The organism is Acinetobacter parvus DSM 16617 = CIP 108168 (assembly GCF_000368025.1).
GTDB lineage: Bacteria > Pseudomonadota > Gammaproteobacteria > Pseudomonadales > Moraxellaceae > Acinetobacter > Acinetobacter parvus.
This window is the reverse complement of sequence record NZ_KB849212.1, coordinates 1,450,125-1,475,197: the sequence shown is the minus strand read 5'-3', so window position 1 is coordinate 1,475,197 and position 25,073 is coordinate 1,450,125. Positions and strand designations below refer to the sequence as shown.

20 protein-coding genes and 1 pseudogene are annotated in these 25,073 nt (G+C 43.9%); 12 read left to right on the top strand and 9 right to left on the bottom strand.

Annotated elements, in window-relative coordinates; translation table 11 throughout:
- The first annotated feature begins 55 nt into the window (after positions 1–55).
- A complete protein-coding gene (locus tag F988_RS13715) occupies positions 56–1,081 on the top strand; it encodes an IS30-like element ISAba125 family transposase (RefSeq protein ID WP_004994718.1) in 1,026 nt (341 codons plus the stop codon).
- A gap of 198 nt (positions 1,082–1,279) precedes the next feature.
- On the opposite strand, the gene F988_RS13710 is transcribed toward F988_RS13715, so the two are convergent.
- Together F988_RS13710 and F988_RS13705 are read right to left on the bottom strand one after the other, a co-directional pair.
- The gene (locus F988_RS13710; RefSeq protein ID WP_004683688.1) at positions 1,280–1,585 is read right to left on the bottom strand and encodes an IS630 transposase-related protein; all 306 of its coding nucleotides are present in this window, start codon (positions 1,583–1,585) and stop codon (positions 1,280–1,282) included.
- Between the two features lie 130 nt (positions 1,586–1,715).
- Positions 1,716–2,411 carry a TIGR04219 family outer membrane beta-barrel protein gene (locus F988_RS13705; RefSeq protein WP_004679219.1) on the bottom strand — a complete coding sequence of 232 codons (696 nt, stop codon included), beginning with the start codon at positions 2,409–2,411 and terminating at the stop codon, positions 1,716–1,718.
- Positions 2,412–2,922: 511 nt separating this feature from the next.
- Between F988_RS13705 and F988_RS13700 the strand changes: the two genes are divergently transcribed.
- The gene (locus F988_RS13700) at positions 2,923–4,401 is read left to right on the top strand and encodes a sodium-dependent transporter (protein WP_004683687.1); all 1,479 of its coding nucleotides are present in this window, start codon (positions 2,923–2,925) and stop codon (positions 4,399–4,401) included.
- 9 nt (positions 4,402–4,410) lie between these two features.
- The gene (locus F988_RS14890) at positions 4,411–4,554 is read left to right on the top strand and encodes a methionine/alanine import family NSS transporter small subunit (RefSeq protein WP_004683685.1); all 144 of its coding nucleotides are present in this window, start codon (positions 4,411–4,413) and stop codon (positions 4,552–4,554) included.
- Between the two features lie 67 nt (positions 4,555–4,621).
- Here the strand turns inward: F988_RS14890 and yidD are convergent, their stop codons facing one another.
- The 3 genes from yidD to fmt form a co-directional block, all read right to left on the bottom strand.
- Positions 4,622–4,912: a membrane protein insertion efficiency factor YidD gene (gene yidD / locus F988_RS13695; RefSeq protein ID WP_004679216.1), complete on the bottom strand. Its 291-nt coding sequence runs from the start codon at positions 4,910–4,912 to the stop codon at positions 4,622–4,624.
- Between the two features lie 181 nt (positions 4,913–5,093).
- Positions 5,094–6,401, bottom strand: coding sequence for a 16S rRNA (cytosine(967)-C(5))-methyltransferase RsmB (rsmB, locus tag F988_RS13690; RefSeq protein ID WP_004683683.1), 1,308 nt, complete (start codon positions 6,399–6,401; stop codon positions 5,094–5,096).
- Positions 6,398–7,360 (bottom strand): methionyl-tRNA formyltransferase, encoded by a 963-nt coding sequence (gene fmt / locus F988_RS13685; protein ID WP_004683682.1) that lies wholly within the window; start codon positions 7,358–7,360, stop codon positions 6,398–6,400. Before fmt ends, rsmB begins: the two co-directional genes overlap by 4 nt.
- 209 nt (positions 7,361–7,569) lie before the next feature.
- On the opposite strand from fmt, the gene ilvD reads away from it, so the two are divergent.
- Both ilvD and F988_RS13675 read left to right on the top strand, forming a co-directional pair.
- A complete protein-coding gene (ilvD, locus tag F988_RS13680; protein WP_010589197.1) occupies positions 7,570–9,399 on the top strand; it encodes a dihydroxy-acid dehydratase in 1,830 nt (609 codons plus the stop codon).
- A gap of 145 nt (positions 9,400–9,544) precedes the next feature.
- Positions 9,545–10,831 (top strand): hypothetical protein, encoded by a 1,287-nt coding sequence (locus F988_RS13675; RefSeq protein ID WP_004683677.1) that lies wholly within the window; start codon positions 9,545–9,547, stop codon positions 10,829–10,831.
- Positions 10,832–10,862: 31 nt separating this feature from the next.
- On the opposite strand, the gene F988_RS13670 is transcribed toward F988_RS13675, so the two are convergent.
- The 3 genes from F988_RS13670 to F988_RS13660 form a co-directional block, all read right to left on the bottom strand.
- Positions 10,863–12,158: a solute carrier family 23 protein gene (locus F988_RS13670; protein ID WP_004683675.1), complete on the bottom strand. Its 1,296-nt coding sequence runs from the start codon at positions 12,156–12,158 to the stop codon at positions 10,863–10,865.
- Positions 12,159–12,444: 286 nt separating this feature from the next.
- Positions 12,445–15,126 (bottom strand): phosphoenolpyruvate carboxylase, encoded by a 2,682-nt coding sequence (gene ppc, locus F988_RS13665; protein ID WP_004683673.1) that lies wholly within the window; start codon positions 15,124–15,126, stop codon positions 12,445–12,447.
- An 84-nt stretch (positions 15,127–15,210) separates the two neighbouring features.
- Positions 15,211–15,834, bottom strand: a complete 624-nt coding sequence (locus tag F988_RS13660; RefSeq protein WP_004683672.1) for a TetR/AcrR family transcriptional regulator — start codon at positions 15,832–15,834, stop codon at positions 15,211–15,213.
- Positions 15,835–15,987: 153 nt separating this feature from the next.
- On the opposite strand from F988_RS13660, the gene F988_RS13655 reads away from it, so the two are divergent.
- From F988_RS13655 to F988_RS13625, 7 genes and pseudogenes are all read left to right on the top strand, one after another.
- On the top strand, positions 15,988–17,088 hold the full coding sequence (locus tag F988_RS13655) for an efflux RND transporter periplasmic adaptor subunit (protein WP_004683670.1): 1,101 nt from the start codon (positions 15,988–15,990) through the stop codon (positions 17,086–17,088).
- Between the two features lie 2 nt (positions 17,089–17,090).
- Positions 17,091–20,219: an efflux RND transporter permease subunit gene (locus F988_RS13650; RefSeq protein WP_004683669.1), complete on the top strand. Its 3,129-nt coding sequence runs from the start codon at positions 17,091–17,093 to the stop codon at positions 20,217–20,219.
- Positions 20,220–20,351: 132 nt separating this feature from the next.
- Positions 20,352–20,729: a hypothetical protein gene (locus tag F988_RS13645; protein ID WP_004679195.1), complete on the top strand. Its 378-nt coding sequence runs from the start codon at positions 20,352–20,354 to the stop codon at positions 20,727–20,729.
- Between the two features lie 145 nt (positions 20,730–20,874).
- Positions 20,875–21,975, top strand: a complete 1,101-nt coding sequence (dnaJ, locus tag F988_RS13640; RefSeq protein WP_004683667.1) for a molecular chaperone DnaJ — start codon at positions 20,875–20,877, stop codon at positions 21,973–21,975.
- 108 nt (positions 21,976–22,083) lie between these two features.
- Positions 22,084–22,905, top strand: coding sequence for a 4-hydroxy-tetrahydrodipicolinate reductase (gene dapB, locus F988_RS13635; RefSeq protein ID WP_004679191.1), 822 nt, complete (start codon positions 22,084–22,086; stop codon positions 22,903–22,905).
- A gap of 93 nt (positions 22,906–22,998) precedes the next feature.
- Positions 22,999–23,646 (top strand): START domain-containing protein, encoded by a 648-nt coding sequence (locus F988_RS13630; RefSeq protein ID WP_004683666.1) that lies wholly within the window; start codon positions 22,999–23,001, stop codon positions 23,644–23,646.
- 136 nt (positions 23,647–23,782) lie between these two features.
- A pseudogene (locus tag F988_RS13625) lies at positions 23,783–24,016 on the top strand (IS982 family transposase); the annotation flags it as partial.
- A gap of 12 nt (positions 24,017–24,028) precedes the next feature.
- Here the strand turns inward: F988_RS13625 and ahr are convergent.
- On the bottom strand, positions 24,029–25,054 hold the full coding sequence (ahr, locus tag F988_RS13620; RefSeq protein WP_004683665.1) for an NADPH-dependent aldehyde reductase Ahr: 1,026 nt from the start codon (positions 25,052–25,054) through the stop codon (positions 24,029–24,031).
- Positions 25,055–25,073: the final 19 nt, after the last annotated feature.

Below are 25,073 nucleotides of genomic sequence, written 5' to 3'. Positions count from 1 at the left end.
TGGCAGAGTAAAACTTGAAGTGCGACATAAACCACCTAATTAATTTAAAGGGTTTATGGAGTATATAAAATTGTCATACCATCATCTTAACTTTGAAGATCGTACTGCATTAATGCTTGAGTCAAGAAAAGAAGGCTTTTCAGCCAGAAAATTTGCTGAACTCATTAAAAGACATCCTAGTACGATCTATCGTGAGCTTAAAAGAAATAGCATCAATGACGTTTATCAAGCTCGATATGCTTCTGATAACACCTTCGCTAGACGTAGACGTGGTCACAGAAAACTCAAAATCGATTCAATCCTCTGGAAATTTATTGTTGAAGCGATCCGTTGTTTATGGTCTCCTCAGCAAATAGCAAAGCGTTTAAAGACATTTCCTGATTTGGATCAAACAATGAATGTAAGCCATACAACGATTTATTCAACGATACGAGCATTACCCAAGGGTGAGTTGAAAAAAGACTTATTATCCTGTCTGCGTCATGAAAATAAAAAGCGAAAAGCTAACGGTGAACCTAAAAAAGATTCTATATTACAGGATATTAAAACTATTCATGAGCGCCCAGCCGAAGTTCAAGAAAGAAAAATACCGGGTCATTGGGAAGCTGATTTAATTAAAGGTAAAGACAATAAAAGTTCGATAGCAACACTTATTGAACGAAATACACGGCTCTGTATCTTGGCAACATTACCTGATGCAAAGGCAGAATCAGTGCGCAAGGCTTTAACTGAAGCTCTGAAATATTTACCTGCAGAACTGCGTAAAACGTTGACCTATGACCGTGGACGCGAGATGTCAGAACATAAAATACTCGAAGAAGATTTAGGCATAGATGTATATTTCTGTGACCCACATTCACCTTGGCAAAAAGGCACATGCGAAAATATGAATGGTTTAATTAGGCAATATTTACCTAAAGGGATTGATTTAAATCAGGCAGATCAGCATTATTTAAATCAAGTTGCCATGTCACTGAATACTCGTCCTAGAAAGGCGTTAGATTGGCTTACACCATTAGAGAAATTTGCTCAGCTTGTTGATTATCATATGGCTTTTGAAACTGTCGCACCTCATGTTTGAATTCGCCATTGGTCTGATTCTTTAATTGCCAATTATATTGCCCTAAACAGGGTACTCCTTTTCGTGAATAGCCATGAGGTCTATAATCATGTGACTTAAAACCACTTTCATCCAGATAAATAATCGGGTGGTTTTTTTCTAATTCATTCACTTGCTGAATAAATTTATCCCTAAGCCTTGTATCTGCTTTAGGATGGCTTAACGTCTTTTTTTAACTGTAATATTTAAGCGCTTTAATGCAGCACCAATAGATGAAACACCACAATTAAAACGTGCAGCACGTTCATATTGATAAGCATCAGGATACTTTTCAACATCTTCACGTAAAGCATCATCGTTAATTTTAGAAGGTTTACGTACACGAGTTTTTTTAATGTCTATACGTTTCTTCCATTCAACAATGGTATTTTTATTAATTTCAAATTGTGCAGCTACCGCTCGAATAGAATAACCTTCCTCAAGCTTAGCTAAAATTTTACGTCTAAAATGTTCTGAATAACTCATTGCACCATTGTATTAGTTTTATAATGATTTGACTATAGTTTTAGGTGTGATGATAAATTAAGTATTCAGCTATAGTTTTAGATATAAAAAACGGAATCACTTGATTCCGCTTTTTAATCTGGCTTGATATTTAGAAATGGATATCTAAGCCAATATAAGGACCCTTGAAATTAAATTTAAGGTCATTTTTTTCGTAGTCGTCCAATTTAATGTCCAGAATACGGTAACCTGCCTTTAAGCCCACATCAACCAGTAGGTTATCGATAAAGTTGTACTGTAGTTCTGCCTGGGCATCGGTGATCTTGGCATCATTGAAGTTGCTATACAGCACTTCGCCCTTGGCACTTAAACCTGTAAATGGAAGTTTTGCACCTGCTGTTGCATAGATCACAGGAACTGTCTTATCAATATCTGTTTTGCTGAGAGCAAGAGTGGTGACATGACCGTTCAGGGTGGTTGCACCCACACCAACATCTGCATTTACGATATTATCCAGAATTTCATAGTATAGAATGAAGTCTGCATGATCCATGTTAATGTCATAGACTGGTTGTCCAGCAACTTCATTTTCAGTTTGGGTTTTTAAATTTACATAGCGAATTTTGGCATTGGGAATAAGTGGAACAGGATGCTCGATTGCCAGTGATAGTTGGGCTGCACCTTTACGCTCAAGGTCCTGATCACTTGCCGCTGTCTGGGCAGCCATGTTGGCCTGACCATCGTAAGCCCAGTAACTTAGGTCACCCTTGACACCAATGACATCTGCCTGTGCCAAACCGCTTAAGCCCATTCCTAGAGCAAGCAGTGATAATTTTAATACTTTCATTGAATTTTCCTAATTAAGTCGCTAAAAAAGTAATGAATTGTTGTGAATTCATCTAAGATTGGGCGAATCATATAGTGATCCAGAAAAATATGCAGTAATCTAAATTTAATTTTTTAAAAAGGAAATAAAAAGGACAAATGCAAAAGGCGTAGGTGGAAGAGGATTTCACTTGAATATTTTATATGCTGGACGGCAATAATTTGACTATACGGTTAAAATAACATTCAGTTGAAAAATAATCAATTATTTAAAAAACATAATTTTTCAGACAGAAATTACAGTAAAAAGAAATAAAAACAGGTATTGTTCGGCTATTAAAAAGCAGAAAAACAAAATCCAATCTTTAAGGAAGATGGTTTGGTTTTTGCTTGTTTGTTCATGAAAATGAGAGGCCCACAAGGTTGAAATTTCATGCAAGCAAAACAGGATTTTTATGGCACTTTTCATGTCTGTTGGATAATAAAACCTAACGCAGTATGAAAAATGCCAGCGGTATATATTTAGGTGTCATATGGCAGATTCTCGTGAAAACTGGACATCACGATCTGGTTTTATTATTGCAGCCGTTGGTTCGGCTGTAGGTTTGGGTAATATTTGGCGTTTTCCTTATGTTGCCTACGAAAATGGTGGTGGTGCGTTTCTTATCCCCTATTTACTCGCACTGATTACAGCTGGTTTACCTCTTTTATTCTTGGATTATGCAACTGGTCATCGTGCGCGTAATTCACCACCCAAAGCCTACTGTGCCCTGTTTAAAGGCGGCGAGACGCTTGGCTGGTGGCAGGTGTGTGTCTGTATCATTATTGGTTTGTACTATGCCAGCGTCCTGACCTGGGCGGGAAGTTATATCTATTTCTCAGTCGGTCAGGCGTGGGGCAGTGATCCAGAAAGTTTCTTCTTCAATACCTATTTGCAGACTTCAAAGGCAACGGGTTTTGATTTTCAGTTTGTCAGTCACCTGTTTTGGCCAATTGTGGGAATCTGGGCGCTGACCTTGGTCATTCTATATGGTGGTGTAAAAAAGGGTGTTGAATTATCCAACAAGATTTTCATGCCGTTGCTGTTCGTACTGTTCACCATTCTTGTGATTCAGTCACTACGTTTGCCTGGTGCGGTTGAGGGCTTAAACGCATTCTTTACTCCGAACTGGTCTGCGATGATGGACTATAAAGTGTGGCTGGCGGCGTATGGCCATACATTCTTCTCGCTATCCGTTGGTTTCGGGATCATGGTGACCTATGCCTCCTATCTCAAGCCTAAAACCAATTTGACAGGTTCTGGCTTGATCGTTGGCTTTGCCAATGCGTCAACTGAAATTCTGGCGGGTATTGGTATTTTTGCGGCATTGGGTTTTATGGCGCATACCGCAGGCAAGGAAGTGCAGGATGTGGTCAGTGGTGGTATTGGCCTTGCATTTATTGCATTCCCAAAAATCATTTCAAGTCTGGGTGCGGGTGCTGACCTATTTGGTCTATTGTTCTTCTCCTCACTGTTTGTGGCGGGTATTTCTTCCATGGTCAGTATTCTGGAAGTGCCAATTGCGGCAATGCAGGACAAGTTGAAATGGGGCCGTAAGAAAGCAGTAACCATCATTGGTGGGGGCAGTGCACTGGTTTCAGTGATCCTGTTTTCAAGCGTGAATGCGATTAAACTGGTGGATATCGTCGATCACTTCATCAATAACATCGGGATTATTGGTGGCGCATTGATTTCAATTATCAGTATTGCGTGGTTTAAACGTTCAGCCCTGCTTGAGCTTCGTGACCATGTCAACCGTATTTCAACGATTCAACTCGGCAAGGGATGGGATTTTACCCTCACCGTGATTACCTCACTGATCCTGCTCACCACCTTAAGCATGACGGTATTTAATCTGGTGAAAAGTGGTTACGATACCTACAGTATGAGTTTACTGGGCATCTTTGGATGGGGCAGTGTGATTTTCTGTGCTGTGGTTGCAATGGTGCTCAGCAAGATGAAAGATCGCTAGGAGTCTAGAATGAATACTTCCGCTATTATTATGATGATTATTTCAATGGGTTTTATTTGGGGTGGACTGGCTTTGTCCATTCTGCATCTGATGAAGCATCCAGAAGAAGCAGATGATGTTCTGGAAGATGTAAAAGACCAGCATACGCTTTAGTAAATGAGTAAAAAAACAGCCCTCAATGTAGGGCTGTTTTTTATACGAATTCAAATCAGGTGGAGATTTACAAGGGAATCGGCAGGACACAGCAACAGAAAGCATTCATGGGCTGGGTCGGATATGTAGCAAGGGTTTTGGCAGCCTGATGGCAACTGGAAAATTGTCGGTAGATCGCAGGCAGGCCTGAAATCAGTCCCTGTTTCTGGACAATATTTTTGACTGCACCTGAACAGGTCGTGCCACCATAAAGCTGACCCGCGGCGCATTTAAATCCCTTTATGGGTGAGAGGTGTTGCTGATAGGCTTCAATTGTTTTAATTGCCAGTGTATCGGTGAGTTTAGACAGAATCGCCATTTAAAATACCCATTATAATTGTATTTGACCTACTCAAATTAACTGATTTCCTGAAATAATTAGGTTAAAGCCTGTTTGCTTTTTATGATGAAAATGCTGCGAAAGAGCAGCAATCGTAACCATTTAAATTGTTTGAATTAAATCAATAAAAAAAAAGCAGGCTTTGAAGCCTGCTTTTTTATTAGCCTAATTTCTTAATCTGACAATAGTAGAAACCATCACCTGATTGTGCAGTTGGTAATAATTGACGACCGTAGTTCTGTTCAATGCCCCAATTGGCTTCGATTTTGATTTCCTCGGCATCTGCATGTTCCGCAAAGAATGCAGCCATTTGCTGTTCATTCTCAGCTTTTAGAATGGAGCAGGTGATATACAACAGCGTTCCACCAACTTTGAGCTGTTGCCACATCTGTTGGAGAATCTGTTGCTGTAAGGCCACTGTCTGTGCGATATCAGTCGATTGTCTGAGCAGGCGGATATCAGGATGACGACGAATTACGCCTGTTGCGGAACAAGGCGCATCCAATACAATACAATCCACAGCTTCTTTAGCCTGCCAAGTGGTTGCATCAGCTGTCACGATCTCAACATTATGTTGATCTAGTACAAGACGTTCTAAATTTTCAGAAACTCGCAGTAAACGTTTTGCATCATGATCAAGTGCAATCAGTTTTTTCGGGTTAAATCGCTCAAGGATATGTGCAGCTTTACCGCCTGGTGCAGCACAGGCATCGACAACCACTTGGTTATCTAAGTTCGGTAAAAGCATCGCGCACAATTGGGCATGTTCATCCTGAACAGAAAAGCCACCTTCTTCGAAACCAGGTAAATGGGTAATATTGCCCGTTTGTTCCAGAACAATACCCACATCTGAAAGCATACAAGGACGGGCATCAATCTGTTCTTCATCTAAAATATCAAGATACTCATCACGACTGATTTGACGTTCATTGACGCGCAGGGTCAGAGGGGCCACTTGTTTTAAGGCTTGGCATAGAGTTTCTGCTTGCTCAGGCCAATCTTTTTTAAGTCGCTTGAATAACCAGCTTGGTAAACCATGCGTATTATTCAAAGCGCTTTCAAATTCAGCTGTTTCACGTGAAACACGACGCAGAATCGCATTGACCAAACCACTCATTGGCTCAAAACCGAGTTGCTTAGCCGCATTTACCGTTTCTGAAATTGCAGCATGTACAGGAATACGCGTACATAAAATTTGATATAAACCTAGATATAAACAACTTTCTAGCGCTTCATTGTCCAATGGCTTCGTAAGTAAGGGTAAGGTAATTGCTTTTAAAGAAAACCATTGGCGTAAACAACCTAAAGTAAGTTCGTGATATAAACCACGGTCACGTTCAGAAACAATATTGATATGTTGATTTAAAACAGAAGCCAAAGATTGCCCGTTTTGAACCGCCAAAAGTGTTTTGACCACTTGTGCGCGCAAATTCAAATTTTTTGCAGATGATTGATTCGATTGGCTCATGGGAGAATTTGTCCAAGATGTAATTTTTGAGTTTGGGCAATTTGTACAGGATTTAGGGCCTTGCCACCTGGCCATTGCAGACTGGTGAGGCATACCGCAGTGTTATTGCCACAGGCGATATGAACACCCTGTTTATCTAAAGCCAAGATTTCACCGACTTGTGCATCTGCCTTGTTGTGTTCAGAGAGCATTGAACTCCAAACACGTAAAGCATTATTTTCATCCAATTGAATAAAAGCCACAGGCCAAGGATTGAACGCTCGAATATTGCGGTCGATTTGGATTGCAGTTTGCGTCCAATCAATTCGTGCTTCTGATTTCACTAATTTATGTGCATAAACCGTGAGGGATTCATCTTGAACTTCACGTTTTTCGATAAAATCCTGCAAGCTTTGCTCTGACTCAAGCACGGCACAAATCGCTTCAGCACCTTGAGTCGCCAATTTGTCATGCAAGGTTGCAGAGGTATCTTCTGCTGTAATTGGACAATAGGTTTTGTACATCATATCGCCTGTGTCCAAACCTGCTGCCATTTGCATGATGGTGATGCCTGTTTCAGCATCTCCAGTTGCGATTGCACGTTGAATTGGCGCAGCACCACGCCAGCGAGGAAGTAAAGAACCATGAATATTCAGGCAACCATATTTAGGGGTATCTAAAACCGCTTGCGGTAAGATTAAACCATAGGCTGCAACCACCATGACATCAGCGCCTAGAGCAGCAAGTTCTTGTCGAGCTGCCAAACCTTCTTCAGTAGACGCTTTAAAATTCAAAGGTTGATAGACAGGTAAACTGTGTTCAAGTGCCAATTGTTTAACAGGCGATGGTGTTAATTTTTGTCCACGTCCTGATTTACGGTCAGGCTGGGTATAAACCGCAATGATCTGGTGTGATGTTTTTAATAATGCCGCCAATGCGGTTGCCGCAAATTCAGGCGTACCAGCAAAAATGATTTTCACAAATGGAATCCAAATAAAACTTATCGCAAATTATAAGCGAAAACGTGACGAGTCCCTAATTCACGGGCTGAATTGCATTTGTGTAAAAAAGATAGGCCTGTTGGTCATCAGTTAAACGATAACTTGTAGTATGATGGAAACAGCTCAGTATCATTTCGCCAGAGAGAATGTTCTATTCTTCTCGAGCACAAACTTGTTGGGAATCAAAAATGCCTGATTATCGTTCGAAAACATCAACACATGGAAGAAATATGGCTGGCGCGCGCGGTTTATGGCGTGCGACAGGTATGAAAGATGAAGATTTTGGCAAACCAATTATTGCGGTGGTCAATTCATTTACCCAATTTGTTCCTGGACATGTGCATCTTAAAGATTTAGGGCAACTGGTTGCACGAGAAATTGAAGCTTCTGGTGGTGTCGCAAAAGAATTTAATACCATTGCCGTTGATGACGGGATTGCCATGGGCCATGACGGGATGCTGTATTCACTACCATCACGTGATTTAATTGCCGATTCTGTAGAATATATGGTGAATGCACATTGTGCCGATGCAATGGTGTGTATCTCGAACTGTGACAAGATCACACCAGGAATGCTGATGGCTGCAATGCGCTTGAATATCCCAGTGGTGTTCGTATCTGGCGGTCCTATGGAAGCGGGTAAAGTCAAATTCCGTGGTGATGAAAAGGCAATCGACTTAGTTGATGCCATGGTCGTTGCAGCAGATGAAAGCTATACCGATGAAGAAGTTGCAGCATTTGAGCGTTCGGCATGTCCAACGTGTGGTTCATGTTCGGGTATGTTTACTGCAAACTCAATGAACTGTTTAACTGAAGCTTTAGGTTTATCATTGCCGGGTAATGGTTCTATTGTTGCAACTCACGCTAACCGCAAAAAACTATTCCTAAAAGCAGGTCGTTTAGTCGTTGAACTTGCGAAGCGTTATTATGAACAAAATGATGACAGCATTCTGCCACGTTCAATTGCAACCAAAGCAGCATTTGAAAATGCGATGACTTTGGATATTGCAATGGGTGGTTCTACCAATACCGTATTGCATTTGCTTGCTGCTGCACATGAAGCAGAAGTTGATTTCACTATGGATGATATCGACAATTTATCTCGTAAAGTACCTGTATTGTCTAAAGTTGCACCTGCAAAGTCGGATGTGCATATGGAAGATGTACACCGTGCTGGGGGTATCATGGCGATCTTGGGTGAACTCGATCGTGCTAACTTACTGAACACCTCTTGCCCAACGGTACATGAACCTACTCTCAAAGATGCTTTAGACAAGTGGGATATTATCCGCACTGAAGATGCAGATGTTTATGAGTTTTATCGCTCATCACCAGGTGGTGTTCCAACTCAAGTGGCATTTTCACAAAACCGTTATTATTCAACTTTGGATGGTGACCGTGAGAAAGGTGTGATTCGTAATGCTGAACATGCTTTCTCTAAAGATGGTGGCTTGGCAGTCCTTTACGGCAACATTGCTTTAGATGGTTGTATCGTGAAAACTGCGGGTGTGGATGATTCGATTCTTAAATTCACGGGAACGGCTCGCGTGTTTGAAAGCCAAGATTCAGCGGTTGAAGCGATTTTAGATCATAAGATCGTGGCAGGTGACATCGTTGTCATTCGTTATGAAGGCCCACGTGGTGGTCCAGGCATGCAGGAAATGTTGTACCCAACCAGTTACTTGAAGTCGAAAGGTTTGGGTAAGGACTGTGCCTTGATTACCGATGGTCGCTTCTCTGGTGGTTCTTCAGGTTTATCCATTGGTCACGTGTCTCCAGAAGCAGCGGAAGGTGGTGCAATTGGTCTGGTTGAAGATGGTGATACCATCCAAATTGATATTCCGAATCGTAGCATTCACCTTGATGTTGATGATGCAACGATGGCACACCGTCGTACGGCACAGGAAGCCAAAGGTTGGCATCCAGTGGAAGAGCGTAAACGTAAAGTGTCTAAATCCTTGAAGATTTATGCGATGCATTCAACCAGTGCCGCAAAAGGTGCGGTACGAGTTTTGTAAGCCCATTCAGTCCCTTTTGATAAAAAAGGGACTTTTTTCTCATTTTATAATATAAGATACTGAATACACTTGATTCTCATTTGCCAGTAAACTTGAGAATATAATCTACTTTTCTATAAATTCATTACGCTTAGAGGCGATTGACATGTCTTTGTTACGTCGTTGGTTTGATCCCATCCGATCGAGTTGGTTCTATCAAAAACCCTCTCGTCAGGCGGTGTTACCCACGGAACAGGGTTTAACGATTTACCTCCGTTTGGATGATGTTTATAGCTATCTGGCAGTGCAGCAGCTTGATCAACTCAATGAGATCTTGAGTGATGAACTTAAACCCCTAAAAGTCATTATCTCAAGACAGGATGCAGAACCCCCGAATGGCATGTCCAGACAGGATTGGCAAAGTTACTGTCTAAATGATGCAAAAATCCTCGCCAAACAGCACCGTTTTGGTTTTGATGACACCCCAGAGATTCCTAGTGCAGAAGCTTTACAGCAGGCTGAGACAATTTTAAGAAATACCCCATTACGAGAACAAAATTTTCTGCATTTGCTTGAAGATGTGTTTCATATGCTGTGGCAGCAGCAATATGGAAAGTTGCGTACCCTGTATGCCATGGCAAGCCAGCATCAGGCGCCACAGGATTATCCTGAGCGTATCTTTAAAGATGTACCTGTAGCCGCCAGCTATTTCGAATTTGGCGAACGTAAATATCAGGCTGTAGATGATTTGCTGCGTCTAACCCGCCGTCTTAAACAGCAAAAACTGCTGACGGGCAATCCAATTTTCCTGATCAACCATATTGAATGGCGTGAACATCTGATCAATGATGGTGAGGCACTGGCAGAAGTTCAGGCATTGCAACCAGAGCTGGATTTGTATATTGCGCTTGAAGACCCGATGAGCTGGCTGTTGCTGGCCTATATCAAGGAAGAGCTGGCCAATTATTATAATATTCAATTGAGCGTTTATCCGCTGAGCTATCATGGGCGGGACTGGTTTGACTGGAGTCTGGCGACCCGTGTTTCCAAACGTACACAGGTGGCATTCACCCCATTCTGTCGTCCAACCAAAGAAGCCACCTATGAAATGGCGAAGCTCTTTTACAGTGTTGCAGAGGAACAGCAGGTGGATGTGATCCACCAGATTTTGGAAAGCGTATGGACACGAGGTAAGGATTTATCCTTTAAGGCGCATTTTCAGCGGATGCAAAAGCGCTTGCAGATTGAGCAGGTCACCGAACAGGATGTTGAGGCCTTATTAAAACAGAATGATGAGCTATGCCAGCAGAAGCACCAACCCGACTTTCCTGTACTGGAATTACGGATTGATGGGCAAAGCTATGTGTTTAATAGCCTGTATCGGGTATGGATGATTGAAAGTATTATCAGTAATGTGCTGGAAGAGAAATATAAGCAGGAAAGCCAAGAATAAATAAAAAAGGCAGCCTAAGCTGCCCACGATTTTAGTTTTTATTTTTTAAGCTAAACAACAAATTCAGGAAAATCGCTGCAAATGTTGCTGTTCCGATTCCACCCAGATTGAAGTTGCCAAATAGCAGTTCAAAATTGCCTGCACCCAAAATAATGGTCACTGAAGCCACAATCAAGTTTTTATTGTTGGAGAAGTCAACCTTGTTTTCGATCCAGATTTTCGCTCCAGCAATGGTGATCAAGCCAAACACCACGATGGAGGCACCTGTCAGAACCGCTGTTGGAATGGTGCTAATCACCGCGCCAAACTTTGGTGAAAGCCCCAGAAAAATGGCGAACACACCAGCGATTACAAACACAATGGTTGAATAGACACGGGTAACGGCCATCACTCCAATATTTTCACCATAGGTGGTCATGCCAGGCGCACCGACACTACCTGACAGGGTGGTGGCTAAACCATCGGCAACAAAGGCCTTGCCCAATTGTGGGGTCAGGTTTTCGCCTGTCATCGCTCCCACTGCCTTGATATGGCCTAAATTCTCGGCAACCAGAATCAGTGCCACAGGGGCAATAATCAGAATTGCATTCATGTCAAACGCTGGATGTGAGAAGCTTGGAATACCGAACCATGGCGCGGCTGCAATCTGAGAAAAATCAATGGCTTTGCCTAAGCCGAGCACATTGGTTGCAACAGCATAAAGTCCGTATGCAATCAATAAACCCACCAATAAAAGTAAACGCTGTAGCAGGCCTTTGGTAAACACCGCGATAATGCCCATACACAATACTGTGATCAGTGCCATCCACATTTCAAAAGGCTGTCCCGCCACACCCTTGATGGTCACAGGGGCAAGGTTGAGACCAATGATCATCACGATTGCGCCTGTCACCACAGGTGGCATCAGTTTTTCAATCCAGCGTGTGCCAGTCAGCATCACGGCAAAGCCAATCAGGGCATAGAAAATACCACAGGCCACAATGCCGCCGAGTGCAACTGCAAGGTTTGGATTGGCTCCTGATCCAGTTATGTGACCAGTTGCGGCTGCAACGACACCAATAAAGGCAAAACTTGAACCCAGATAACTTGGTACACGTCCACCCGTGATCAGGAAGAAGATAATGGTACAAATCCCTGACATTAAAATGGCAAGGTTGGGATTGAATCCCATCAGCAATGGGGCAAGTACAGTTGCACCAAACATTGCAAATGCGTGTTGTACCCCTAATACCGCACTTTGTAAGGGCGGTAAATATTCGTTTGTCGCAACAGGGCGATGATCAATCTTTCCCTGATACGGCTGCCATTTTGGAAACCAACTTGACATAGATAAACTCTTGATCAGATAAATCAGCCGCTATGATACTCTGCCTGATCTGCAACTTTCATCTGGTCATGTTGGGCAATGGCTGCAATATCGTGGTTTTAAATACTTATTTTTATCATTTGGTAAAATAAATTTAAAGCTAAGCACCTATATTCATTGTGGATTTACACAAAGTTGACTATTTCACTCAACAAATAAAAAAGATGGGTTTTTAGCAATAAAAAATGACTGAATAGACATGCGGCATCTGCAAGTGACTTTACAGGTGCCGCGCCAGCTTAAATGATTAACCTGTATTCCTTAACCCTGCCGCAATCCCAGCAATACTGACCATCAAGGCATGATCGACAGGGCTATGTTCAGTTTGGTGCTGTGCCAGATACAGACGACGACGCTTCATCAATTCTGCCTGTAATAAATGCAATGGCAATAAATATGGTTTACGCACCTGCATGGACTGGTCCAGCACTTCATTATTACTTAAAAGCTTAGACTCACCTTTTAGACTGAGTAGAGTATCTACAGCATTTTGCAGGCGTTGGCGTAGCTCAATCCCTAGAACTTTTAAGTCCTGATCTTGGGTGAGATGAGATTCATAGTACAACGCAATATCTGCATCAGATTTGGATAAAACCATTTCCAGCATATCAATTAAAGTTTGGAAATACGGCCACTGTTCAAGCATTTCATTTAAGGTGTTTTGGTGTTGTCCATGCACCTGATTAATCGCCGTACCTGTACCCAGCCATGCAGGCAACATCAGGCGAATCTGGGTCCATGCAAACACCCACGGAATGGCGCGTAGTGATTCAATGCCACCGCTAACCTTGCGCTTGGCTGGACGTGAACCGAGCGGTAACATTTGTAGCTCAAGTTCAGGGGTAACGGTACGCAGGTAGCTGACAAAATTTGGATTTTCACGCACAGTTTGTCGATAAACCTGTACCGATAAATCAGTCATTTGATTCATTAAGTCTCGCCATTCTTTCTTTGGCTCTGGCGGTGGTAGTAGTGTTGCTTCTAATGTTGCCGCTGTATAGATTTCCAAATTTTGTAGCGCGATGCCTTCTAAACCAAATTTAAAGCGAATCATTTCACCCTGTTCAGTAACACGAATTGCTCCAGAGATTGAACCTGGTGGCTGGGAAAATAAGGCTTGCTGGGTCGGTGCGCCGCCACGGCTGATCGAACCACCACGTCCGTGGAACAGGGTCAGTTGTACGCCATGATTTTTGGCAATCGCGGTCAGTTCCTCCTGAGCGCGATATTGCGCCCAGTTGGCCGACATAAAGCCCGCGTCCTTGGCTGAGTCTGAATAGCCAATCATCACTTCATGTTTACCCTGAATATGCTGTTTGTACCAATGCACATTAAACAGGGTGTTCATGGTTTTGGCTGCGCCATCCAGGTCCTTTAATGTTTCAAATAAAGGCACCACACGAAGCGGATGCTGAATCCCAGCTTCTTTTTGTAAGAGTAAAACAGCTAAGACGTCGCTTGGATATTCTGCCATCGAAATAATATAGGCACCCAAGCTCTCAGCTGGTTGTTCAGCCAGGGTACGCATGGTGGCAAACACTTCCAGCACATCTGGATGCCGAATCAGGCTGCCCTCTGGTTCATTCAGATATTTAGGGAGTAAAGGACGTTTGCTCTGCAGCTCTTGGATCAGGAAATTTTGACGAGCCTGTTCAGTCCACGATTCAAAATTGCCTAGACCTAGATATTCAGTAATCGCTGAAATGGCTTGACGATGTCGACCTGATTCCTGGCGGATATCCAGTTTCAGCAGTTCTATGCCAAAGCAATTGACACGGTAAATGAAATCAAGCAACTGGCCATTGGCAATTTCGGCTAGATTACTGTCAATCAGGGAGCGATAGCACAGCAATAAAGGCTGTAATAGTTCATCTTTAGTTTTGATGATTTGACTGTCATCCGCATCCAGTCCATGTAAACGTTGTGTCAGCCAGTGACGGGTGGCTTTCAGGCGTTCACGGGTTTCACGTAAATATTCACGATAGGGTTCAGGGTGTTCATAACCTAATGCTTGAGTGAGTTCATCTGAACAGGTTTGAATCGACAGTTCCCAACGCAGGTTTTCAATATCACGTAGATAGAGGTCGGCCGCCTGCCAGCGCGACAGCCACAACACCTCCTGTGTCACCTGATGGGTAACATTGGGGTTGCCATCACGGTCGCCACCCATCCATGAGGCAAAACGAATCGGGGCAATATCCAGAGGCAGGGATTGCTGGCAATGTTGCTGGGTCAGTTCATTCAGTTCACGGATAAATTTTGGAACTGCATTCCATAAACTCTGTTCAATGGTGGCAAAGCCCCATTTCGCTTCATCCACAGGAGTAGGGCGATGCTGGCGAATCTCATCGGTTTGCCAGGCTGAACTCACCAGTTGCTTGAGTGTGGCAATGGTCTGCTGGCGTTCTCTCGGTGTGAGTTTCTGTTGATCAAGCTGTGATAGGCAGTCGGTAATGTCATCATATTTCTGGATCAGGGTACGGCGGCTGACTTCGGTCGGATGTGCGGTGAGGACCAGCTCGATGTTGAGGTCGCAGATCTGCTGGAAAAGGTGCTGTTCACTAATCTGTTGGGTTCTGAATTTTTCAAAGAGATGCGTCAGTGGGTTTGGACTGGATGTCTGCTCGTCAAACTCAGCCTGACGGCGGTTACGCACCACATGGTACTGCTCAGCGATGTTGGCAAAGTTGAGAAAATATGAAAATGCACGGGTCAGGGGCAAAATTTCTTCATCTTTTAGGCCGAGGAAAAGGTGTTCGAGCTGTTTTTCCGCCTCGATTTGACCATCACGGGCACCCTTGGCCAGGGCACGAATCTGCTCAACCTGATTAAACAAATCCTGTCCTGCATGCTGCTTTAAGGTTTCGCCCAGTAAATTACCCAGTAAACGAACATCTTCTCGTAATGGCGCAGTGATTTGTTGTGTCATTATGCTTCTCCTCTGCTCATGTCTTGACTATAACCTGATTGTCAGACATTCCAAGTGGAGAACGTAAGGAAATGTGAAATTTCTTTAAAATTTAGGTTGATATTTAAGCAAAAAAAGTTCAATGGCCTGTTCAATCATCTGCTCAATTTCAACCGTGGTTGGCACCGAATCCAGGCCCAGTAAAACCTTGTGATGACGTGTGCCGAGCATCAGCGCCACGATCAGTTCGGTCTGTTTAAGGGGATCATCTGCCTGAATAAAGTTGAGTGTGATGGCCTGCTCAAAAAAACCACACCAGACATTACACATACGTGTGTGTGAGGCATCAAAAAACTGCTGGGTGAGGGGGCTTTGTTCAGCAGCAAGTTCAAACAGCACCCGATCCAGCTTCAGCGCTTCAGGCAGGTAAATAATGCCCAGGGCGCGCTGGCACATTAAATACAATGCCTGCCTAAAGTCGGACTCAGGTGTGAGTTCAAACTGCTTTGCCCGAATGGACTCCTCACAGCTCTCCTCAATCGCACAGGTAAACAGATTGGCCTTGTCCTGAAAATGGTTGTACACCTTGAGTTTGGTGACAGCCGCCTCTTTGGCAATCTGGTCCATGCTGGTGGCGTGATAACCCATTTTTAGAAAAATAGATTTTGCAGCCTGCAAAATTCTGGCTCTTTTTTCTAAATCTTTGGGACGACCACTGGTTGTCTGCACGTTATCGTTCTCTTTTAATTCAATTAAAAAATCAGGTTGCTAGATTTAATTTTTATTTAATGTACTCATGAGTATATTAATTAAAAATTAAACAATTTATGATAATGCCCATATCACGCCCTAAAAATCAATTTGAATAAGAGCGCAAAATAGATGAATCAGATCAATCGTATCATATTGGGGTTAGTCATTGTCAGTAGTGTCATCCTCAGCGCATGTCAGAAAGAGGTGCCCAGAACTGAGGAAATTCCTTATGTCATGGTGACGCAGCCGAGTAGCAACCATATTGACCAGAAAAGCTATGCAGGTGATGTGCAGGCCAGACAGCAGACCGCACTGGCATTCCGTGTCGGGGGCCAGATTACCGAACGTTATGCCGATGTTGGAGATCGGGTTAAGGTTGGGCAGGTGTTGGCAAAACTGGATGTGAAAGATGCCCAGTTGCAAATGAATGCGGCCAAAGCCCAACTGGACAGTGCACAGGCCGCCGCAAAAATTGCATTGGAAGAATATAAGCGTTATCAACAACTTTTGCCTGTCAATGCGGTCAGCCGTTCACAATTTGATGCTATTAAAAACCAGTATGAGTCGGCACAGGCAACACTGCAACAGGCCCGTTCAAACTATGAGGTTTCCTCCAACCAAACAAGCTATAACCAGTTGGTCTCCAATAAAAATGGCGTGATTACCCAGCGCAACATTGAAACAGGACAGGTGGTGGCGGCAGGACAGGCAGCCTATCAACTGGCGATTGATGGCGAGCGTGAGGTGGTATTTGGTGTGCCTGAACAGGCGGTCAGTACCCTCAAGGTGGGGCAGCCTGCCTGGGTCACCTTATGGTCACAGCCAGATACACGTTTTGCAGCAAAAGTCCGCGAGGTGTCACCCGCTGCAGACCAATCGCGAACATTCACCGTGAAAGTTTCATTGCTTGAGGGGCAGTCCACGATTCAACTTGGACAAAGTGCGCGAGTGTTCTTCGTGGCAAATGAAAATAATGTTCTGAGTGTGCCCTTATCCAGCGTCACTGCCAATGATCAACAAGCTTATGTCTGGGTGGTCAATGCCAATCAAACCTTACGTAAAGTTCCTGTGACTTTGGGAACTTATGGCCGTGACAGTGTGCCTATTCTTTCAGGTCTAAAAGCTTCAGATTGGGTTGTGGTCGGTGGTGTGCACCTGTTGCGTGATCAGCAAAAGATTCATCCTGTAGACCGTGATAATCGTGAAGTCACGGTAAAAGCGGGAGCCTGATCATGAAATTTAACCTTTCAGAATGGGCGCTGAAGAATAAGGGCATTGTTCTGTATTTTATGCTGTTACTTGGCATTGTTGGGGTGATGTCCTATTCCAAGCTGTCACAGAGCGAAGACCCGCCATTTACCTTTAAAGTGATGGTGGTGCAGACCTATTGGCCAGGAGCAACGGCTCAGGAGGTTGCAACCCTGGTGACAGATCGTATTGAAAAAGAACTGATGACCACAGGGCAATATGAAAATATTCGGGCATATTCACGGCCTGGGGAATCTATGGTGACATTTATCGCCAAGGATTCTTATCGTTCCAGTGAAATTCCTGATGTTTGGTATAACGTGCGTAAAAAGGTCAATGACATTCGCTCGCAACTGCCAAGCGGTGTGCAGGGGCCGTTCTTTAATGATGAGTTCGGCGATACCTTCGGCAATATCTATGTACTGACGGGCAAAGATTTTGACTATGCGGTAATGAAAGAATATGCCGATCGTTTGCAACTACAATTGCAACGGGTCAAGGATGTTAGCAAGGTGAATCTTGTTGGTCTACAAGACCAGAAAATCTGGATTGAACTGTCCAATACTAAGGCGGTGCAGCTTGGTGTCCCTGTCACAGCCATTCAGGAAGCGATTCAAAAGCAGAATGACATGGCAGGTGCGGGCTTCTTTGAAACAGGCACAGACCGTATTCAAATCCGAGTTAGCGGACACTTACATAGTGTTGATGACCTTAAAAAAATGCCGTTATTGGTGGGTGATAAAACCATTCAACTTGGTGATGTTGCTGATGTCTATCGTGGCTTTAGTGAGCCTGCGCAGCCACGTATGCGTTTTATGGGCGAAAATGGGATTGGCATTGCGGTGTCCATGCGTAAAGGTGGGGACATCATTGCATTGGGTAAAAACCTTGAAACTGAATTTAACAGTCTACAAAAAAGCTTACCTTTGGGCATGAAACTGCAAAAAGTTTCAGACCAACCTGTTGCAGTACAACGTAGTATTCAAGAGTTTTTAAAAGTTTTAGCTGAAGCGGTCATTATCGTTTTATTGGTCAGTTTCTTCTCACTCGGTTTTCGTACAGGGCTTGTTGTTGCATTGTCGATTCCATTGGTTTTAGCAATGACCTTTGCTGGGATGAGTTTATTTGACGTTGGCTTACATAAAATCTCATTAGGCGCATTGATTCTGGCCCTAGGTTTGTTGGTTGATGATGCCATTATCGCCGTGGAAATGATGGCGATCAAAATGGAGCAAGGTTATAGTCGACTCAAGGCCGCAGGCTTTGCTTGGCAAACCACCGCCTTTCCAATGCTCACAGGAACCTTGATCACCGCGGCAGGCTTCCTGCCGATTGCCACGGCCCAATCAGGAACAGGTGAATATACTCGTTCCATTTTCCAGGTAGTCACCATTGCCCTGATTGTGTCGTGGATTGCGGCGGTATTGTTTGTACCTTATCTGGGTGAGAAGCTACTGCCTGACTTCACCAAACAACAGCAGAAAGCGGCATGGTATCTGCGCCTATGGGCGCGACTGCGTAAGCAACCTGAGCCTGTGGTCGAGGCACATGGAACGCATCACGATCCTTATCAATCCAGGTTTTACCAGTCTTTCCGTAATGTGGTGGAAATCTGTATTACCTATCGTAAAACGGTAATTGCTATTACGGTGGGTATCTTTGTGTTGTCTGTTGCGATGTTTAAGTTGGTACCGCAACAATTCTTCCCCCCATCGAATCGTGCTGAAATTTTAGTGGATTTAAAGCTGGAAGAAGGGGCTTCCCTAACGGCGACAGAACAAGCAGTACATAAGGTAGAACAATTCCTATCCAAACAAAAAGGGATTGATAATTATGTCGCTTATGTCGGCACAGGTTCACCACGTTTCTATCTGCCTTTAGATCAACAATTGCCACAGGCCAGCTTTGCCCAGTTTGTGGTGCTGGCATCGTCTTTAGATGACCGTGATGAAATCCGCCGTTCTTTAGAGACACAAATTAAGCAGTTGTTGCCTCAGGTGCGTACTCGTGTGTCCTTATTGGAAAATGGCCCTCCTGTGGGTTATCCATTGCAGTATCGGGTCTCAGGTGAAGATTTGGCGACGGTTCGGGCAGAGGCTCAGAAAGTGGCTAAAGTGCTGAGCGAAGACCCAAACACCACTAATGTACATCTGGACTGGGGTGAACCAAGCAAGATTATTGCCATTGAGATTGATCAGGACCGTGCGCGTCAAATGGGCGTTTCCAGTGTTGATCTGGCCAATTTCCTCAATGCCTCAGTGACAGGCGCGGTGATGAATCAATATCGTGAAAAACGTGAACTCATTGAAATTCGTTTACGTGGTGATAAGTCAGAACGTGTCGAAGTGGCTTCGTTAGCAAATTTAGCCGTGCCAACCACCAAAGGAACCACTGTACCTCTAGCACAAATAGCAAAAATTGAGTCACGTTTTGAAGAAGGTTTAATTTGGCATCGTAATCGTTTACCGACGATTACCGTTCGCGCGGATATTCGTACCCATTTACAACCTGCAACAGTGGTTCAGCAATTGGCGGAAAAGATGCAGACTCTACGTGCCGATTTACCAAATGGCTATTTACTTGAGGTGGGTGGTACAGTTGAGGAGTCGGCCAAAGGTCAAAATTCTGTGAATGCAGGTATGCCACTGTTCCTTGCGGTGGTCATGACCCTGTTGATGATTCAGTTGCGTAGCATGTCTCGCGCGACCATCGTCTTGCTGACCGCACCGCTTGGCCTGATTGGGGTGGTGGCGTTCCTGTTGTTGTTCAATAAACCGTTTGGTTTCGTGGCCATGCTCGGAACCATTGCCCTGTCTGGCATGATCATGCGTAACTCGCTGATCCTGATTGACCAGATTGAGCAGGACATTCAGGCAGGGCATGAACCGTGGGACGCGGTGATTGGTGCCACCATGCGCCGCTTCCGTCCGATTGTGTTAACCGCACTTGCCGCAGTACTTGCGATGATTCCATTATCACGCAGTATTTTCTTTGGTCCGATGGCGGTTGCGATTATGGGCGGCTTGATTGTAGCCACCCTGTTGACCCTGTTTTTCCTGCCTGCACTCTATGCGGCGTGGTTTAAGGTCAAGAAAGCAACACATCTATCGTAATTATTTTGTGAATAAAGGTGCGAAATATTGAAAATTTTAATATAGTAGCACCTATATTTTAAGACCAAAAAATAATTGAATTTCATTGCATGACTGTTTTGGCAAAATGCGGTGAATGAGGTGATCTAGAGCATGGGGCAAGACAGTATTGAGCAGCATCGCCGCTATGTGGCGATATCTTATGTGTTCATGTTTCTTGCATTATTTACAATCGTGTTTGCAGTGTTTGCGTATCTGCTGGCACGAAAAGTTGCGACTGCGAATAATGCTGAAGTATGGATACACGCACATGCACTGTGGATTATGCGTAATGTGCTGCTGTTTATTCTGATGGCTTTCTTTGCTGCCCTGTGGTTTATTCCACTGTTCTTTTTTGTCTGGAACAGCGCCCTCTGGGTGACCGCCATGACGGTTGTGGGTGTGGTGTTTAGCTCGATTGCATGGCTATTTCTGTTGAATGCATGGCTGAAAGGTATTGCCAGATACTTTAGAAATAAAGCGGTTTTCTAAATTTATCGCTTTTTTTATCACAATCACTCTTGTAAACGTATTGTACAGGCCCTATTAAGGCTTTGTTGACTTTAGAAATAAAATGTCAGCAGAGCCTATTTGTTTTTTCAAGTTTGAATAAATTCCGTGAGGAGCATCGCCAACCATGGCTAAACGTGATTATTATGAGGTTTTAGGCGTTTCGAAAACCGCAAGTGATGATGAGATTAAAAAAGCCTATCGTAAGTTGGCGATGAAGTATCATCCAGATCGTAACCCAGATAACGCTCAGGCGGAAGAAAAGTTTAAAGAAGCAGCAGAGGCTTACGAAGTACTTTCTGATGGCGAAAAACGCAGCATGTATGATCGTGCTGGTCATAGTGCCTTTGAGGGTGGTTTCGGTGGCGGTGGTGGTTTTAGTGCGGAAGACATCTTTAGCCAGTTTGGTGATATTTTTGGTAGTGCTTTCGGTGGTGGTGGTCGCCAGCAACAACGCCAGCGCCGTGGTTCAGACCTCCGCTATGTGATGGAATTGACGCTTGAAGAAGCAGTCAAAGGCGTGAAAAAAACGATTACTTTTACTGCACCAGCGCCGTGTGAAACATGTGATGGTAAAGGTTCTAAGAATCCAAATGATGTGGAAACCTGTCGTACCTGTCATGGTGCTGGTCAAGTACGTATGCAGCAAGGTTTCTTCTCGGTTCAACAAACTTGTAGTACTTGCCGCGGTCAAGGCAAAATCATCAAGAATCCATGTAACACCTGTCATGGTTCAGGCGTTGCAGACCGCCAGCAAACGCTTGAAGTCACTATTCCTGCAGGTGTGGACAATGGCGATCGTGTTCGCTTAACAGGTAAAGGTGAAGCGATTCGTGATGGTCAGGCGGGTGATTTATACGTTGAAGTCGTAGTTCGTGAACATGAAGTCTTCCAACGTGACGGTGCAGACCTGTATATGGATGTGCCAGTCAGTATTGCAGATGCTGCATTAGGTAAAGAAATCGAAATCCCGACGCTTGATGGTCGTGTCAGCTTAAAAATCCCAGAAGGTACGCAGACAGGTAAGCTATTCCGCTTACGTGGTAAAGGTGTTCGTCCTGTACGTAGCAGCATGGTCGGTGACTTATTGTGCCGTATCGTGGTGGAAACACCTGTGAATTTAAACAGTCGCCAACGTGAATTGTTGAAAGAATTACAAGCGTCGTTAGATGGTGATGGACATGCCTCATCACCAAAGAAAAAGTCATTCTTTGACTGGTTTAACTGATGTTGAAAAAACCTGCTTCGGCAGGTTTTTTTATGGGAATTTTTTAGCGTAGGCACAGAGTTTTGCTATAGTAGCGGAATTGTTTAAATAAAAGACTGGGAAAAAATTATGTCAACTTCTCCACGCATTGGAATCTTGGGTGCAGGCGGACGCATGGGGCGTATTCTGATTCAAGCAGTACAACAAGCAGGCTACCAACTGGCAGCAGCTGTTGAACGTCCAGAAAGCAGTTTGGTGGGTGCAGATGCAGGGGAACTTGCGGGTGTGGGAAGTCTGGGCATCAAGGTGGTGGGAAGTTTGAGTGAAGTGCTCAAGGATTGTGATGTGGTGATTGACTTTACTGCACCAGCCGCCACCGAACAGCACTTGAAACTGTGCCGTGAAGCGGGTGTGGCCATGGTGATTGGCACCACAGGCATGAATGATGAACAGAAAGCATTTCTGGATGAAACGGCGACACAAACACCAGTCGTGTATGCCGCGAACTATTCTGTGGGTGTAAACGTTTCCATTAAATTACTGGAACTGGCGGCAAAAGTGTTTGGTGATACCGTTGATATTGAAATCATTGAGGCACATCACCGTCATAAGGTGGACGCGCCGTCCGGCACCGCGTTTATGATGGGTGAGGCAATTGCTGATACCTTGGGCCGTAACCTCAAGGAAGTGGCGGTGTATGGTCGTGAGGGCTATACAGGTCCACGTGATCGCCAGACCATTGGTTTTGAAACCATTCGTGGAGGTGACATCGTCGGTGAGCATACGGTGATGTTTATTGGTGAAGGGGAGCGTGTGGAAGTCACCCATAAAGCCACCAACCGTATGAACTTTGCTTCAGGCGCAGTACGTGCAGCCGCCTGGGTAGTGGGACGTGAAGCTCGTAAATATGACATGAAAGATGTTCTGGGCTTTAACGATATTCAGGTATAACACATCAATTTTCGCACTATCCAGCGCCTGGCGAGCCTCCATTTGTAGGGGTGAAACAGGCACTCACGACCATTAAAATAAATTGAGCATGACATGAAAAAAAAACATATTGTTGCCGCACTTCTCAGTATCACCAGCCTGACAGCCACGGCTGCAACAGACGCAGCCAAACTCAGCCTAAACCGCAATAACATTAAAGTCTGGACCTATCAGACAGAGAATAATCCTGTCTTTCAGTACAAAGCAGAAACGACTTTTGATGTACCTTTGGAACGGGCAGTTGCAGTAGTACTTGATGTTGAACGCACACCACAATGGGTACCCTATGTTGCTAAGGCACAGCTTTTGTCTCGGGATGAAAAAAAGGGGGAATTTACCCTGTATATGCTGTTGGATTTGCCATTTCCTTTGAAAGACCGTGATCTGGTAATTAAAGGCAAGATGAATAAGAATGCTGATGGGAGTATTAGTATTAAGAATAACGCAATTAAAAATAGTTATCCTGAACGACCTGATGTGATTCGTTTGAATCAATATACAGGAGATTGGACGTTCCAAAGACTTGCCAATAATAAGGTTAAAGTCATGACTACTGGTTATGCCGACCCAGCAGGTTCGATTCCATTGAGTTTTGTGAATATGTTTGTGCAGCAGCAACCGTATCAAATGCTGATGAAGATGAAGAAAGAAATTTACAATCCATTATATGCGCAGCCACATCTACCTGACTTACTAAAATAAATAAAAAAGCCTGATTCAATCAGGCTTTTTTATTGGCATTTAACTCTGAGGACATTGCTGTAATGCTGAATCTGCCTTGGTGGATAATTTGATCTGGATAAAAACACCAAGATTAAACCAATCGCTGCCAACACCGCCCCAATCCCTGGATGCTTTTGATAGTGCAGTATTAAGAAAACGAGGAATGATTGCAGCTCCATTTCATCTGATGAAAAGCCATTTTGATCTTGAACATACTCGCCACAGATCAAAAATAGGGCTACTGACTACAATATTTGCTGCTTTAACATTATATGCTTTGATGCTTGTAAATGGATATAAGTCTGGGATTCAGCAGATTTTAAAACCGATTGAATTAAAATCTGCTTAAACCGAATTCACTTTAATCAAAGTCTGCTTTAAGTACAATACGATAACGTGCTTGACCTGAATGGAGTCGTTCAATGGCTTCATTGAGTTGAGACATTGGAAATAGCTCAATTTGTGGCGCAATATTTTTACGTGCGGCAAATTGTAGTAATTGGCGCAGTGCTAAAGGTGACCCAGTTGGTGAAGCTGTAACAGATTTCGCTCCACTCATGATAGTACCTACAGAAACTGGAATAGGCTCTAAGGTAATCCCCAAGAAATGCATACTACCATTCGGTGCCAAGGTATTGAGATAGGCTTGCCAATTCAGGGTTACATTGACGGTGCTAAGCAATAGATCAAACTTGCCACGTTGCGCTTTGATCGCTTGAGCATCACGACTATTTACCACATGGTCAGCGCCCATGGCTTTGAGCTCTTCAGTTTTGTCTGGATTTGAACTAAATGCACTAATCTCACAACCCCAAGCCTTAAGTAACTTGATGGCCATATGCCCTAAACCACCAATCCCAATCACACCGACATGATGTGTTGCTTGGATCTGATGTTTAAGTAAAGGATCAAACACGGTAATGCCGCCACAAAGCAATGGTCCTGCACTTTCAGGATCCAAACCCTCTGGTAGAGGAATGACCCATTGCCAACCTGCGCGAACTTTTTCTGCAAAGCCACCCGCATGACCAACGATAGTCGCAACGCTGCCACCCGTACATAAAACTTGATGACCACCAATACAAGGATCGCATGCTTGGCAACTTTCAGCTGTCCAGCCAATGCCAACACGTTGACCAAGTTTCAATCCTTTGGCTTCTGAACCGAATGCGATAATTGTGCCAATAATTTCATGTCCAGCGACAGCAGGATAAACGGATGAACGCCATTCATTATTGATCACAGACAAATCAGAATGACATAAACCGCAGTATTCAACTTTAACTTCAACCTGATGTGGCTTTAATTCACCTGCATCAAATTGATAAGGAACCAATTGCTCGCCTGCCTGCATGGCAGCATAAGCACGAATTTGGTTATTACTCATTATTATTTTCCTTTTATAA